This window comes from Paenibacillus sp. FSL R10-2199, assembly GCF_038000235.1.
GTDB lineage: Bacteria > Bacillota > Bacilli > Paenibacillales > Paenibacillaceae > Paenibacillus_AQ > Paenibacillus_AQ phytohabitans.
In genome coordinates this window covers 4512710-4527044 of the sequence record NZ_JBBOBO010000001.1, presented here as the reverse complement: position 1 = coordinate 4527044, position 14335 = coordinate 4512710, and the positions used below count along the sequence as shown (strand labels likewise).

Sequence of the window (14335 nt, the reverse complement as noted above, 5' to 3'; positions counted from 1 at the left end):
TCTTCAATTTGCTGTTAACTTCCCTTATTCGACAAAGAAATTCCGATAAGTCTATATAATTGCGCAAGGCGAAACTCCCGAACCGGGCAGTAACATCGTCTTGAAGCGGGCAAACGCCGTCAAAATTTCATCACCGCGCCCCTCGCGCGAAAATCCGGCATGTTTAGCACAGACTTATCCAAGGACCTATCCTGTCTCACAATGTAAAATTACATTGACGGAAGATTACCGCATATTTTATTTTAACCGCACCGAATCACTTAAGGACATTATACATGATTTTTTTGGCAAAAGACAAGTCATCCTGATCCTAGTCCTATTCTTTCCTTAACAAACAGCCATTATTTGAGGAAAAGACAAGCAAAAAAGCGGTTTATGGCTTGCGTTTTTTTACATAGTCTTTATACGGATCTGACAAAATAAAAAACCGCCCGCTCTTTAGAGCGGACGGTTAGCGATATAAATCTGCTTAAGAATACTGGGTTGATACCTACTTAAGCAAAGCTGCAATAAAGGCCGCTTCCTCATCTGTCGGAGAAACCAGCGGCAGCCGGACTGAACCTACGTCGATCCCGCGCAGACCCAGCGCATATTTCACCGCCGAAGGATTCGGCAGCGGCTGCGGGCATTCGAACAACCCCTTGAACACAGGAAACAGCGTCCGGTGGAGCTCACCGGCACGGCGGACATTCCCGGAAGTGAAGGCTTCGATCATCTCCAGCATCTGCGCCCCGACAATGTGGCTGGCTACGCTGATAATACCGTGGCCGCCCACAGCAAGCGTGACCAGACCCGCAGAATCATCCCCTGAGTAGACATGGAAATCATCCGGGCAGGCCGAGGCAATCAGGGTGATCTGATCCACCGAGACGCATTCCTTCGTAGCGACAATGTTCGGAATCTCGGCCAGACGCAGTGTGGTTGCGACACTTAGGCTCACCGTAGTGCGGCTTGGTACATTGTATAAGATGCAAGGCAGCGAAGTCTCGGCGGCAATGGACGAGAAATGCCGGTAGAGCCCTTCCTGATTAGGTTTGTTGTAATAAGGGACGACCAGAAGCACACCGTCCACGCCGATTTTCTCGGCTTCCTTCGTGAGCTCGATGGAATGTCTGGTACTGTTGCTGCCGGTTCCGGCGATGATTTTGCAGCGTCCGCCTGCCTGCTTTTTGACAAAAGAAAACAGCTTCAGCTTCTCATCATCGGTTAAGGTAGGCGATTCACCCGTTGTTCCGCAGACTACCAGCGCAGCGGACTTCTGTTCTTCTATCAGGTAATCGACAAGCCTTGAAGTTGCTTCCCAGTTGATTTCTCCGTCCCCGTCAAACGGGGTTACCATTGCGGTTATTAGTCTTCCGAAATCCACTTTGAATTCCTCCTTGTCAGCGGTGCAATTCAAACTTGGCATGCAGGGCGCGAACCGACTGCACCATATCTTCCTTCTTCACCAGAACCCAAATCGTTGTATTGGAGTCTGCGGATTGCAGAATCTGAATATTTTGCGAGCTGAGCGCTTCAACAATACGGGCCATGATTCCCGGCACCCCATTGATGCCTCCGCCGATAACGGATACTTTCGCACAGCCGGACAAGCTCCTAGGACGCAGCCCCAGCTCCTGCAGCACAGAGATTGCTTTCTCCGATTTGTCATCAAACACAGTGTACAGAGCCTCGGATGGAGTCACATTAATGAAGTCTACGCTGATCCCGTTATCCGCCATGCTTTTGAAAATCTGCAGCTGTACGCCTGTTCCGTTGCCGTCAGGACATTCCACGGAGATCTGTGTAATGTTACTGACATACGCAACGCCCGTGACAAAACGGTCAACGACTCCGTGCGAAACATCGCTGAAGCCTTCAGGATGGGTAACAAGCGTCCCTTCCGCTTCGGAGAACGTTGACCGTACACGTACCGGAATCTGAGCCTGCATAGCGATTTCTACAGCCCGGGGATGAATTACCTTGGCTCCCTGATAGGCCATATTACAGATTTCCGTATAACTGACATAAGTTAGCTGCTTGGCATCTTCGACAATCCGCGGATCAGCGGTCAGAATGCCGTCAACATCGGTATAAATATCCACCATATCCGCACGCAGTGCAGCACCGAGCGCTGTAGCCGAAGTATCGCTTCCTCCTCGGCCAAGGGTTGTGAAATCACCGGCTTCGGTTTGACCCTGGAACCCGGTTACTATTACTACTTTATGCTCACGCAGTTCGCGTAGAATGCGTTCTGTCCGCACATCCAGAATTCTTGCGTTGCCGTAGCTGCTGTCTGTTACAAATCCCGCCTGCGCCCCCGTAAGCACGGTAGAACGGATTCCTTCCTGCTCCAGCAGTCCGCAGAGGTTGGCCGCCGAGATAATCTCCCCGCAGCACATCAGCAGATCACGTTCGCGGTCGGGCAGCGAGTTCCCGCTTTGAGCCGCCAGATCCAGCAGTGTATCTGTAGCATAAGGCTCACCTTTGCGGCCCATTGCCGAGACTACAACCACCAGGCTGAACCCGCTGGCCAGCTCCCGTTTGACATGACGGATTACATGTTCTCTGGCCACCGGTGTGGAGAGCGAGGTTCCGCCGAATTTTTGCACCAAAATACCCATTTATAATTCCTCCATTACTTCTCTAAGCAAGCGCTGATAAATACGCAGAATAGCTGTTACCTTCATAGAGAACGGCTCTTGCTGCGCTGGGTGCATACCTTGAAATACTGAATACAAGTGTTAATCTCTAACGGTTCATTCATTGCCTAGCGTATGCAGAACCTCGTCCGAAATCGACTGCAGCAATGCGCCAGCCATAATCTTCCCTGCACTTGCCGGTGCGACAATTCCTGGAAGGCCCGGAGCCAGGATTGCCTTAATCCCGCGCTTCTCCGCGTACCGGAAATCACAGCCGCCCGGAGCCGAAGCCAGATCAATAATTACACACTGCCTGGGCACACGCGAAAGAACCTCTGCCGTAAGAATCATGCCGGGAACGGTATTGAAGATAAGGTCAATATCATCCACATGAAGCTGCAGTGTCCCGGTCATAAAAGGCTTCCAGCCCATTTCTTCAGCACGGGCGTAATGCTCCGGCTTCCTGACCCCCACGGATACTCTGGCTCCAAGGCCTTGCAGGGTTCTAGCCATCGTGAAACCGGTTCTGCCCATGCCCAGCACCAATGAATTGGAGCCATGTATGGTGAAATCGGTATTCTGAATAGCTATTACCAGCGCGCCTTCCGCTGTAGGGATAGAATTGTATATCGCCACATCATCCCTGTCCAGCAGCTCCACTAGCTTCAGTGAATGCCTGGAACACAAGGCGCGCAAATAACTTTTGGCCATACCAGTATATACTATACAATCTGCCCGCAGCGCCGCGATATGTTCATCCAGCAGCTGCAGCGGACCGGAGGAATACAGCGCGTTAAGCTTTCCTTCCTCATCGCATCCTGCCACGGGCAGCACCAGTACATCGGCTGTGCCGAGCAGTTCTGCCGACATCGGTTCCAGACTCACCCCCGGAACCGGAGTCTCCCACTGGTCGAACCCCGCGGCACTTACCGCCGCATTCATCTCTACGCATCTGCGGATCACTTCGAGCTGTCTTGCGTCCCCGCCCAGGAATACGATCCTGATGCCAGTAAGCATAAGGAAGATGCCCCTTTCCTCAACCCTGATCAATGCTCCAGCCTTAACCTGCTGAATAAAGTGTTGAACCGCCCTCAAGATGAGGACGGCAGATATGTTACGTATGTGCTTGGCTGCTGTGAAGAGCCGTAATGCTATGCTGAATGAAACCGTTCGATAATCATAGGCTGCAGCTGGCTGCCTTGCAGGGCTGCATAACAAGCCTCAGGAATAAGGTCCATCCGGGCGACAAGCGAGTTAGGCTTTGCAACCGGATTATCCTGGCCGAATGGCACAAAATAAATATTCTTAGTTACCAGCAGCTTAGCTATATTCGCCGCATTCAGGCCCAGCCCATCGTTGGTGGAGATCGCCAGCACCAGCGGACGCCCGTTGCGCATCTGCGATTTGGCAGCCATCAGCACCGGACTGTCCGTCATGGCATTCGCCAGTTTGCTTGTTGTGTTCCCTGTGCAGGGAGCAATCGTAAGTACATCCAGCAGCTTCGAAGGACCCAGCGGTTCCGCTTCAACAATTGTAGAAATGATATCATTCCCCGTTATATCTTTCAACTGTTTTAACCAATTTTCCGATGTGCCAAAGCGCGTATCCGTGTTCAGCACAGATGCCGATACAATCGGCACCACGTTGGCGCCGCCATCCATGAACCGCTGAATCTGCGGCATTACCTCGGCAAAGGTGCAGTGAGAGCCGGTAATTGCATAACCAACTGTTTTTCCATGCCAATCCATTTATTCGTCCCCCCTGATTGAAGTCTCGCCTGATAACGACTGTACCAGTGCATTAGCCATAATGATTCCGGCGCTCTTGGGGGCCACAATACCGGGAAGTCCCGGTGCCAGCATCGCCTTGATCCCGCGCTTCTCGGCATAGCGGAAATCGCACCCGCCCGGTGCGGAAGCCAGATCGATGATCACGCAGTGCCGCTGAAGACGCGATAGAACCTGTGCGTTAATAATCATGCTCGGAATGGTATTGAAGATCAGATCCGCTTCCGGTACGTGAAGCAGCAGATCTCCGGTCATAAACGGCTTCCAGCCCATTTCCTCTGCCCTTGCGTAATGCTCCTGTTTCCTTACACCTACTTTTACACTTGCACCCATGCCTTGCAGTGCCCTGGCCATGGTGAATCCCGTCCTGCCCATTCCGAGCACCATGGAGGTAGAACCATGGATGGTGAAATCGGTATTCTGTATGGCCATAACCAGTGCACCCTCAGCTGTGGGGATTGAATTGTAAATAGCCACATCGTCCCGGTTCAGCAGCTCCACCAGCTTGAGTGAATGTCTGGCACACAGGCCGCGCAAATAGCTTTTGGCCATGCCGGTATACACGATAGCCCGGGACGGCAGCGCAGCAATATGCTCTTCCAGCAGCTGCAGGCGTTCTGAAGCGAATACCGCATTAATATAACCCTCATCATCGCAGCCGACAGCCGGCAGCACCAGCACATCTGCGCTGCTGAGTAATTCTGCCGACATTTGTTCCAGGTTAACCCCCGGGCTTGGGGCATCCCACTTGTCGAACCCGGCAGCGCTTACCGACCCATCCATTTCCACACATTTCCGAATCACTTCAATTTGTCTCGCGTCCCCGCCCAGGAACACGATCCTGATGCCAGTAAGCATAGGGATGACGCTCCTTTCCACATACACATTCGACTATAGAGCATCTTATGCCGTGTGGTGCGGATGGGTGAAGAGCGGAGATGAATTCCAGCCAGCGCCGAAATAAATCACTGGGTTTCTGCAATATTCAATCTGTAATCAACTAAAAATTTAAAATCCACCCTCCCCGACCCCAGCCGCGATCCGGCTAATGCAATTCCCCCTGATATCGAAGCCTATACAACGGTTCAGGATATTATCGATCACCGGGATAACCCGCGGGAGAAGCAGTATGAGATAGCTGTGCAAGACAGACTAACGGCTCAGCCAAATAGAAGCTAAATCATCTATGCATATGACAAAATATAAAAAAAGCTTGCGGTTACGCACCAGGAAAGTGCAGTTCCGCAAGCTTTTTAAATTAATCATAAATATTGATCCCGCTAATTATTTACCCGTATGTCCAAAGCCGCCGGCGCCGCGCTCCGTTTCAGAGAGCTCACTGACTTCCACCAGCGTTACAGATGGCACAGCCTGGAATACCATTTGGGCAATCCGCTCATTGCGGGCAATCGCAAACGGCTCCTGACCCAGGTTGATCAGCAGCACCTTAATCTCACCACGGTAATCCGCATCGATGGTACCCGGGGTATTCAGGCAGGTGATGCCGTGCTTCAGGGCCAGGCCGCTGCGCGGACGGATCTGCGCCTCCAGCCCGTCCGGCATGGCCAGGGAGATTCCAGTGGGGATTAATGCACGCTCGCCCGGAGCAAGCACCACAGCCTCTGCTACAGCGGCATACAGGTCATACCCTGAGGCCTGTTCGGACATTTTGCAGGGCAGCTGCACATCCTCATTCCCGGGAAGCTTGTTAATTTGAACGTAATAAGACAAGATCATCTCTCCTAACATTGGCTATCGCTTTATCTGTTGAGCCTACCATAGCCAGAGACAACGGCTGTGCGAACATAAAGTCCAGCAGCGCATTGATATCCTCCATGGTCACGGCCCCTATTTTGGCAATCATCTCATCGAGGGTATCCTGCCGTCCAAGCATCAGCTCGTTTTTGCCCATCCGGTTCATCCGGCTGCTGGTGCTTTCCAGACTCAGAATCAGACTGCCTTTCAGCTGCTCCTTGCCTTTGCGGAGTTCATCCTCACTCAGGCCGTTCACAGCAAGATCGTGCAGCATTTCTTTGATCAGCTCGGTAACCTCTTTGGTCTGCTTCGGCGCTGTGCCGGCATATACGGTGAACAAGCCGCTGTCGGCCTGGGCACTATGATACGAAAATACTGAGTACGCCAGACCGCGCTTCTCACGGATTTCCTGGAACAGCCGCGAGCTCATGCCGCCGCCGAAGGCATTGTTTAAGAGAGCCATGGGATACTGCAGCGGGCCGCCGCTCTTCACACCGGGCAAGGAGATGCAGATGTGATTCTGCTCTGTTTTCTTCTTGTGGAAGACCAGCTCCCCCTGATAATCCGGTTCAGTCAGCGAAGGCGATTCACCGTGGTTCGCGAATGAGCCAAAATGCTGCTCCAGCAACTCAATCAGCCCGTCATTAATATTTCCGGCTACGCTGATTACTGTATTCTCGATCGTATACTGCTCTTTCATGTATGCACGCAGGTCATCCGGCGTCATTTCCAGCAGACGTTCTTTGAGTCCGAGTATCGTGTAAGCCAGCGGGTGTTCGCCGTATGCAGCGGCACACATCAGCTCATGGACCAGATCATCCGGCGTGTCCTCGCACATGGAGATTTCCTCCAGAATGACATTCTTCTCCTTGGCCAGCTCTTCGGCATCCATCCGTGAACGGAAAAACATATCCGCAAGCACATCCACAGCAATCGGCAGATGCTCATCCAGCACTTTGGCATAATAGCATGTATATTCCTTCGAGGTAAACGCGTTAACGTTGCCGCCAATCGCATCAAACTGTTCGGCGATCTCCTTCGCGCTGTACCGGTCAGTTCCCTTGAAGAGCATATGCTCGATAAAATGGGAAATCCCGTTGTTCAGCGGGTTCTCATTGCGTGAGCCTGTCTTGACCCAGATTCCGAAGGATACGGATCTTCCGGTAGGGATTTTCTCGGTAACCACCCGAAGTCCGTTCGATAATAATATTTTGTCCAATGTAAAATCCTCCTGGCACAGCCCCTGTATCTGTCTGTATTTATTATTCGCGCCTCTTATCCTATCAGAAATAATCCGTTCACTCAACTTCCCGAGGTGTAATACGCTCTGTTGAGAGTGTCTGACTGACGGTTCCCAGCTGCAGACCCTTGGCTCTAATCCCCCGGATCATTCCCCTCAGCGCCTGGGAAGAGGAGTCTGTAGGGTGCATCAGTACCAGGGTTCCGGGCTCCGCTTTGCTGCTGATCTTGGCAATAACCGAATCCGGAGAAGGATGTCGCCAATCGACCGTATCAAGCGTCCATAAGACCGTTTTTAGTCCCAGCGAAGCTGCAATCTCCACCGTCTGCTGATTAAAATCACCTGAAGGCGGAGCAAACCATTTGTTGGTTACCCCCAGGCTATCCTTCAGCAGCTTCTGTGTCTTCTCAATCTCGGCCGTTGCCCGCGCGCGGCTGAGTGTACTCATGTTGGGATGGGTGTAGGCATGGTTCTCCACTTCATGTCCGCGCTTCAGCATTTCGGCTGCAAGCTCCTTGTTATGACTAAGCCAGCTTCCATCCAGAAAAAAGGTTACCTTGACCTTCTCCGCATCCAGAATATCCAGCATCGGCACAATATACTCGTTCCCCCACGCTACATTAATCATCAGCGACACCATCGGTTTGGCCGGATTGCCCCGGTAGATCGGCTGCGCTCCCAGATCACTCAGCGATACCTTCGGCTCTGTCTGGCGGTACACCAGTTTAAGGCTGTCCGCCGGCCCCCGCAAAAGCGCGTTCCGGTAGGTTGCCTCCACATCCACCTCAAGTCCGTTGTACCCCGGTATGGCTTTCCACACCCGGTCAACGACAGCATCAACAGGCTGCGCATTCAGCTCCGCTGCCTTTCCGGCAATCTGCGCGCGCAATTCATCGTTCGTTTCCTTTGGCGCATAGCTCAGCACAGCCTTATCGGCCTGCGGCTTAAGCCCGGCAATCATCTCTTTGACCGGTCCATTCGTGCTGCCGATCCCGATTACTACTGCAATGCAGGCCAGCACAAGCGCTGCTTTGTCCGTCTTCATTGACGTCTTTCCTCCCCGGCAGAAACGGTCTGATCCGTCCCGGCACAAGGGTAAAAGTGCAAGGACGCTTTGTCCCAGCCTATGTATGAAAAGCGCCGAATATGCATAAACGCATAGAGGCAGCCCACTGCCATATACAATCCGCACCTGAGTACTGCCGGTTAATTGCTAGAAAAAAAGAGCCAGAACGGTAATGCTTCTGTCTCTTCTTCATACATTTAATTAGATTACCGGAAAACCGCAGGCGATGCTATTTCTTACGCCTTCGCTCCACTTTCCGAAGTCAGCACAGCTTTGCGCGACAGATTGACGCGGCCCTGCTGGTCGATTTCGGTTACCTTAACGGTAATGGTATCGCCGATGGCAACAACATCTTCCACTTTAGCCACACGTTCTGTGGACAGCTGGGAAATATGCACGAGGCCGTCTTTACCAGGAATCAGTTCAACGAATGCGCCGAACTTCTCGATACGTCTAACAGTACCGACATAAATTTCGCCGACCTGTACTTCACGCACAATGCCTTCGATAATGCCGCGGGCCTTCTGGATCATCTCTTCGTTGGAGGAGCCGATGAAGACACGGCCATCCTGCTCGATGTCGATCTTTACGCCGGTTTCTTCAATGATTTTGTTAATGATCTTACCGCCAGCACCGATAACATCGCGGATTTTGTCCGGATTGATGTTGATGATAATGATTTTTGGAGCATATTTGGACAGGCTTGTTCTAGGCGCAGAGATTGCTTCATTCATTTTACCCAAGATGAACATACGTCCTTCTTTGGCCTGCTGAAGCGCATCCTGCAGAATTTTACGGTCGATGCCGTCGATTTTGATATCCATCTGAATCGCCGTTACGCCTTCCGCTGTTCCCGCTACCTTAAAGTCCATATCGCCGAGGTGATCTTCCATACCCTGAATATCTGTCAGGATGGAGACATGCTCTCCGTCTTTGATCAGACCCATTGCAACACCGGCTACCGGCGCCTTGATTGGCACCCCTGCATCCATCATCGCCAGGATACTGGCACAGATACTCGCCTGGGAAGTCGAACCATTGGATTCGATGGCTTCCGATACGAGACGGATGGTGTACGGGAATTCAGTTTCACTTGGGATCACTTTGGACAATGCGCGTTCACCCAGTGCGCCGTGGCCGATTTCGCGGCGTCCCGGTGCTCTCAGCGGACGGGCTTCCCCTACGCTGAACGGAGGGAAGTTGTAATGATGCATAAAACGTTTGGTTTCAGCCGGATCGATTCCGTCAAGAATCTGTACATCCCCCAGCGCGCCCAGTGTACAAACGCTAAGGATCTGTGTTTGTCCGCGTGTGAACAGACCGGAACCGTGTGTACGCGGCAGCAGCGCTGTATCGCATTCAATCGGACGAATCTCATCCAGCTTACGGCCATCCGGACGTACCTTATCATGGGTGATCAGACGTCTTACTTCGTCCTTCACGATATCATGCAGCACTTCCTTAACATCTTTAAGAAGTTCTGGTGTCTCTATGTATTTCTCTGCGAAATACTCCACCGTTTCATTATTAACCAGATCGATAGCATCCTGACGGGCATGCTTCTCGGCAATCTTCACGGCGTCAACCAGACGGCTCTCCGCATAGGCACGAACCTGCGCGTTTACATCAGCGTTAACCGCATGCAGCTTCACAGCCATCTTTTCTTTGCCGGCAACGGCTACGAGCTGTTCAATCACAGCTACGATCTTGCGGACTTCATCATGTCCGAACATGATCGCTTCTAGCATTACATCTTCAGTAACTTCATTGGCTTCAGCTTCAACCATCATGATAGCGTCCTTAGTACCGGCTACAACGACATAGATATCGCTGATTGCCTGCTGGGCTACATCAGGGTTGATGATGAATTCACCGTTAATACGTCCTACAGCTACGCCTCCGATTGGACCGTTGAAAGGCACATCGGAAATACTCAGAGCAGCGGAAGTACCGATCATAGCTGCAATATCAGGCGCACAGTCCTGATCCACGCTCATAACCAGGTTCAAGACTTGCACGTCATTGCGGAATCCTTCAGGGAACAATGGACGAATCGGACGGTCGGTCAGACGGCTCGACAGGATCGCCTTTTCACTTGGACGTCCTTCACGCTTGATGAATCCGCCCGGGATTTTACCCACTGCGTACAATCTTTCTTCGTAGTTAACCGTAAGCGGGAAGAAATCAAGATCTTTAGGCTCACTGGATGCTGTAACCGTACACAATACTGAAGTATCTCCGTACCGCACCATAACGGCTGCGTTCGCTTGTTTGGCCAGACGGCCTGTTTCCAGCACAAGGCGTCTTCCGCCCAGCTGCATTTCCACACGTTGTTCCATAAAACCCCTCCTTGAATGATAGTAATTTGTTCTGTATGTTCTACAAGCAAAAACGGCTTGTCCTCCATGAGGTGATCTAGCCGTTTTTGCGAATAATATCCACTTATCTACTGTAAAAGTTTACCCTAAATTTTCAAAAAGCAACCCGGCTGTCCCGCTGTCGCTCGTAAGAAGGACATACGGTATACAACCAGGCTGCTTTAGGGTTCTACTTATGGAAAATTAACGACGCAATCCCAGTTTTTCGATCAGGGCGCTGTAACGTCTGATGTCTTTGTTCTTCAAATACGCCAGCAGTTTACGACGTTGTCCAACCATCTTCAGCAGTCCGCGACGGGAATGATGATCCTTCTTGTGCGTACGCAAGTGGTCAGTCAAATTAACGATGTTCTCCGTAAGGATAGCAACTTGCACCTCAGGGGATCCAGTATCGGATTCGTGAGTTTTGTGCTCGTCGATCAATTGGTGTTTACGTTCTTGAGTCAATGCCATCCTGTTCACCTCCTTCATTATAATCGCCAGTAGCCTCGTCACCGTCGGTGAGAACAAGCAACCAAGCTAAGGTTATGCTGCTGTCATTCCAGCAACGTTAATCAGTATAGCACCTTCATAGACAAAAGTAAACGGCATGTCCGGGAAAGATTAGGAATGATATCCCAGAAGCCCTTTGGCTGTCTCGGCATCTGCGCCGATCTGGGCGATCAAGGCCTGGATGGACTCAAACTTGCGTTCAGAACGGATAAAGGAGACCAGCTCTACCTTAAGCTCCTGCCCGTAAATATCTCCCGCAAAATCAAACAGATGCACTTCGAAGCTTGGAGCAATCATCCCGTCATGAAACGTAGGCTTCACGCCGACATTCATCACACCGTACAATACATCTTCCTTGTAAAATACCTTGACGGCATACACGCCTTTGGCCGGAATGACATAGCGGTCTTCGAGCTGCAGGTTCGCCGTTGGAAACCCGATGGTCCGGCCCCGCTTCTCTCCATGACCTACAATTCCGCGCAGGTGATAACAACGTCCAAACCAGGCATTGGCTTTATCCAGTTCCCCGGTCAGCAGGCACTTGCGGATGCCGGAGCTGCTGACCTTCTCCCCTTCGAGAAGAAACGGGGAGACCGTTTCTACATTCATAACACCCTGCCCCAGCTCCCGAAGCGTATCCGCATCACCTTCGCCCTTGTAGCCGAACCGGAAGTCGAAACCGACAACGGCGGTTACAATCTGCAGCGGCAGCAGCATTACAGAGACAAAGTCCACCGGGCTAACCCGGGAGAGTTCTTCATTAAATGCAATAATATATAAAATATCAACGCCCATCCCGGCAAGCAGCTCCTGCTTGTCCCTGGAAGGTGTCAAATATCCTTCATAGTCACCTTTACCCATAACATCCTTAGGATGGGGGTAAAAGGTCATGACAGCTGCAGGTACACCTGCCTGGCGGGCAAGAGCTACAGCAGATGTTATGACGCTGGCATGTCCGCGGTGCAGTCCGTCGAACTGCCCCAGGGCAACTACTTGAGGCTGCGCCCACTCTGCTGCCGTCTCCGGCAACATAGGATAGCTTAAGGTTACGGTTCTCACGCTGTTTCTCACCTACATTCACAAATAAATTAAAAGTTTAAGCCTGTGCAAACACTTTAACAGGAGCAATCGCACCGGTAGCTTCTAAAGCATAGATGCCCAGAAACTCCCCTTGCAGATCATAGAGCCGGAAATCTCCGCTGCCCTTCACTTCAGGTGCCACAAAGCGGGGCGACAGACGCTGCCCTTGCAGGGCGGCTTTCTTCTTCTCCTCGGCTACCGTATGTTTGGGCAAATGCGAAATCGCCTCATCGGCGGCAATTAAATGCTCTTCCAGCGTACCTGCTTCCTTATGTTCAGCAATTTGCTCCAGGGTCAGGCAATGACTGGCAGATATCCCTGCCGACATGGTCCGCTCCAGCTTCACCATCACACCCGGCACTCCTAGCGCACGCCCGATATCCACGCATAGGGTACGGATGTACGTTCCTTTGGAGCATAATACCCGGAACGTGATATCGGGATAATTGCCGCTCCAGACCATATCCTGCATTTCAATCTCATAAATTTCCACTTCACGGCTCTTACGTTCCACCGTCTTGCCTTCTCTGGCTAACTCGTACAGACGCTTGCCATCCACCTTCACTGCGGAATACATCGGGGGAACCTGTGAAATCACACCTTTGAAGGAATTCAGGACAGCCAGCACTTCAGCTTCCGTAACCTGAACCTCTTCAACTGATTCCGTAATCGTCCCTGTTAAATCCTCTGTATCACTGGCAAGTCCCAGCCGCAGCGTAGCAACATACTCCTTGGGAAGCTCCTGGATGTACTCAACCACCCGCGTGGCCCGTCCCAGGCACAGCGGCAGCACTCCGGTCACCTGGGGATCAAGTGTACCGGTATGTCCTATCCGCTTCATGCCGAGAATCCGCCGCGCCTTGGCCACAACATCATGTGAAGTGAACCCTGCCGGCTTATATACGGCCAGAACACCTGTAAGTTCACTCATAGATGACGTTTAACCTCCTCAAGCACCTGCGCCACCGCCTCTTCAAGACTTCCGTTAATGCGGGCTCCCGCAGCACGCGTGTGCCCGCCGCCGCCGAAGACCTGCGCCAGCGCCGCGACATCGACCTTACCTGCTGAACGCAGGCTGGCCTTCACCGCATGCTCATCGATTACCTTGAACAGAATGCCTACTTCAACACCGCGGATATTACGCGGATAATTGACAATCCCTTCAAGATCCTCGTTGGCCGCATTACAATCCAGCATATCCTGCGGTGTGACGTACACCCAGGCAATATCCCCTTCAGGACTGAGCTGCAGTGTACTAAGTGCCCGGTTGAGCACCTTCACCTGCGGGAGAGTCATCTCTTCAAGCAGGGTCTCAGCCAGTTCAGGTCCATTCACGCCTAATGCCAGCAGTTCGGATACAGCTGCCATCACTTTAGGAGAAGTGTTGTTATAACGGAAACCGCCGGTATCTGTTAAGAGTCCGGTATAAATGGCCGTGGCAATATCGATATCCCATTCCACCTCAAACGTCTTCAGCAGGTCGAACAGAATCTCTGCTGTCGCAGCCGCATCCGGCTTGATGAGCGTTACGGCACCGTACCCATTATTGGTGGGATGATGATCTATATTTACGATAAGTGCATCACTGGTGAAATGACGCTGGGTAAGTCCTACACGCTGAAAATCCGCACAGTCGACACAAATGACATTGCTGTACTGGCGCGGCAGTTCGCCCGCAGCAGACAGATTGACAATTTGATCGGCATGCCATAAATATTCCATACGCTGCGGAATCTGGCCCTCGTTCAGCATACAATATTTTTTGCCCAGACATGAGAGAAGCCAGCCCACCGCGAGGGTGGAGCTGACTGCATCTCCGTCCGGCTGAACATGCGACACTACAAGATAATCGTCGTGTTCCAGCAGAAACTTACGGGTCTGCTGGAGACTTTGTTCATAGCTCTGCATTCGCCGTC

General features: G+C 51.9%; 13 protein-coding genes. All 13 read right to left on the bottom strand.

All coding sequences use genetic code 11. From position 1 onward, the window contains the following. Positions 1-490: 490 nt before the first annotated feature. The 13 genes from dapA to NYE33_RS19635 all read right to left on the bottom strand — a co-directional run bounded on the left by dapA (position 491) and on the right by NYE33_RS19635 (position 14327). The gene (gene dapA / locus NYE33_RS19695; RefSeq protein ID WP_341067094.1) at positions 491-1366 is read right to left on the bottom strand and encodes a 4-hydroxy-tetrahydrodipicolinate synthase; all 876 of its coding nucleotides are present in this window, start codon (positions 1364-1366) and stop codon (positions 491-493) included. A gap of 16 nt (positions 1367-1382) precedes the next feature. Continuing rightward, the gene (gene dapG / locus NYE33_RS19690) at positions 1383-2603 is read right to left on the bottom strand and encodes an aspartate kinase (protein ID WP_039294812.1); all 1221 of its coding nucleotides are present in this window, start codon (positions 2601-2603) and stop codon (positions 1383-1385) included. Between the two features lie 135 nt (positions 2604-2738). Beyond that, positions 2739-3638, bottom strand: coding sequence for a dipicolinate synthase subunit DpsA (gene dpsA, locus NYE33_RS19685; RefSeq protein ID WP_076246915.1), 900 nt, complete (start codon positions 3636-3638; stop codon positions 2739-2741). A gap of 134 nt (positions 3639-3772) precedes the next feature. After that, entirely contained in the window at positions 3773-4369 is a 597-nt protein-coding gene (locus tag NYE33_RS19680; RefSeq protein ID WP_039294817.1) for a dipicolinate synthase subunit B, read from the bottom strand. Next, a complete protein-coding gene (gene dpsA, locus NYE33_RS19675) occupies positions 4370-5266 on the bottom strand; it encodes a dipicolinate synthase subunit DpsA (RefSeq protein ID WP_042138106.1) in 897 nt (298 codons plus the stop codon). 426 nt (positions 5267-5692) lie between these two features. Continuing rightward, a complete protein-coding gene (dut, locus tag NYE33_RS19670) occupies positions 5693-6139 on the bottom strand; it encodes a dUTP diphosphatase (protein ID WP_179093590.1) in 447 nt (148 codons plus the stop codon). Beyond that, the gene (locus tag NYE33_RS19665) at positions 6117-7382 is read right to left on the bottom strand and encodes a M16 family metallopeptidase (RefSeq protein ID WP_042138111.1); all 1266 of its coding nucleotides are present in this window, start codon (positions 7380-7382) and stop codon (positions 6117-6119) included. The genes dut and NYE33_RS19665 overlap by 23 nt, the downstream gene beginning before the upstream one ends. A 79-nt stretch (positions 7383-7461) precedes the next feature. Continuing rightward, entirely contained in the window at positions 7462-8448 is a 987-nt protein-coding gene (locus tag NYE33_RS19660; RefSeq protein WP_042138112.1) for a polysaccharide deacetylase family protein, read from the bottom strand. A gap of 257 nt (positions 8449-8705) precedes the next feature. After that, positions 8706-10808: a polyribonucleotide nucleotidyltransferase gene (gene pnp / locus NYE33_RS19655; protein ID WP_039294832.1), complete on the bottom strand. Its 2103-nt coding sequence runs from the start codon at positions 10806-10808 to the stop codon at positions 8706-8708. 222 nt (positions 10809-11030) lie between these two features. Continuing rightward, positions 11031-11300, bottom strand: a complete 270-nt coding sequence (gene rpsO, locus NYE33_RS19650) for a 30S ribosomal protein S15 (RefSeq protein ID WP_019910460.1) — start codon at positions 11298-11300, stop codon at positions 11031-11033. Between the two features lie 150 nt (positions 11301-11450). After that, positions 11451-12398: a bifunctional riboflavin kinase/FAD synthetase gene (locus tag NYE33_RS19645; protein WP_042138114.1), complete on the bottom strand. Its 948-nt coding sequence runs from the start codon at positions 12396-12398 to the stop codon at positions 11451-11453. Between the two features lie 37 nt (positions 12399-12435). Further along, complete coding sequence (truB, locus tag NYE33_RS19640) at positions 12436-13350, bottom strand: tRNA pseudouridine(55) synthase TruB (RefSeq protein ID WP_336103215.1); 915 nt, start codon at positions 13348-13350, stop codon at positions 12436-12438. Next, complete coding sequence (locus NYE33_RS19635; RefSeq protein ID WP_039294842.1) at positions 13347-14327, bottom strand: DHH family phosphoesterase; 981 nt, start codon at positions 14325-14327, stop codon at positions 13347-13349. Before NYE33_RS19635 ends, truB begins: the two co-directional genes overlap by 4 nt. Positions 14328-14335: the final 8 nt, after the last annotated feature.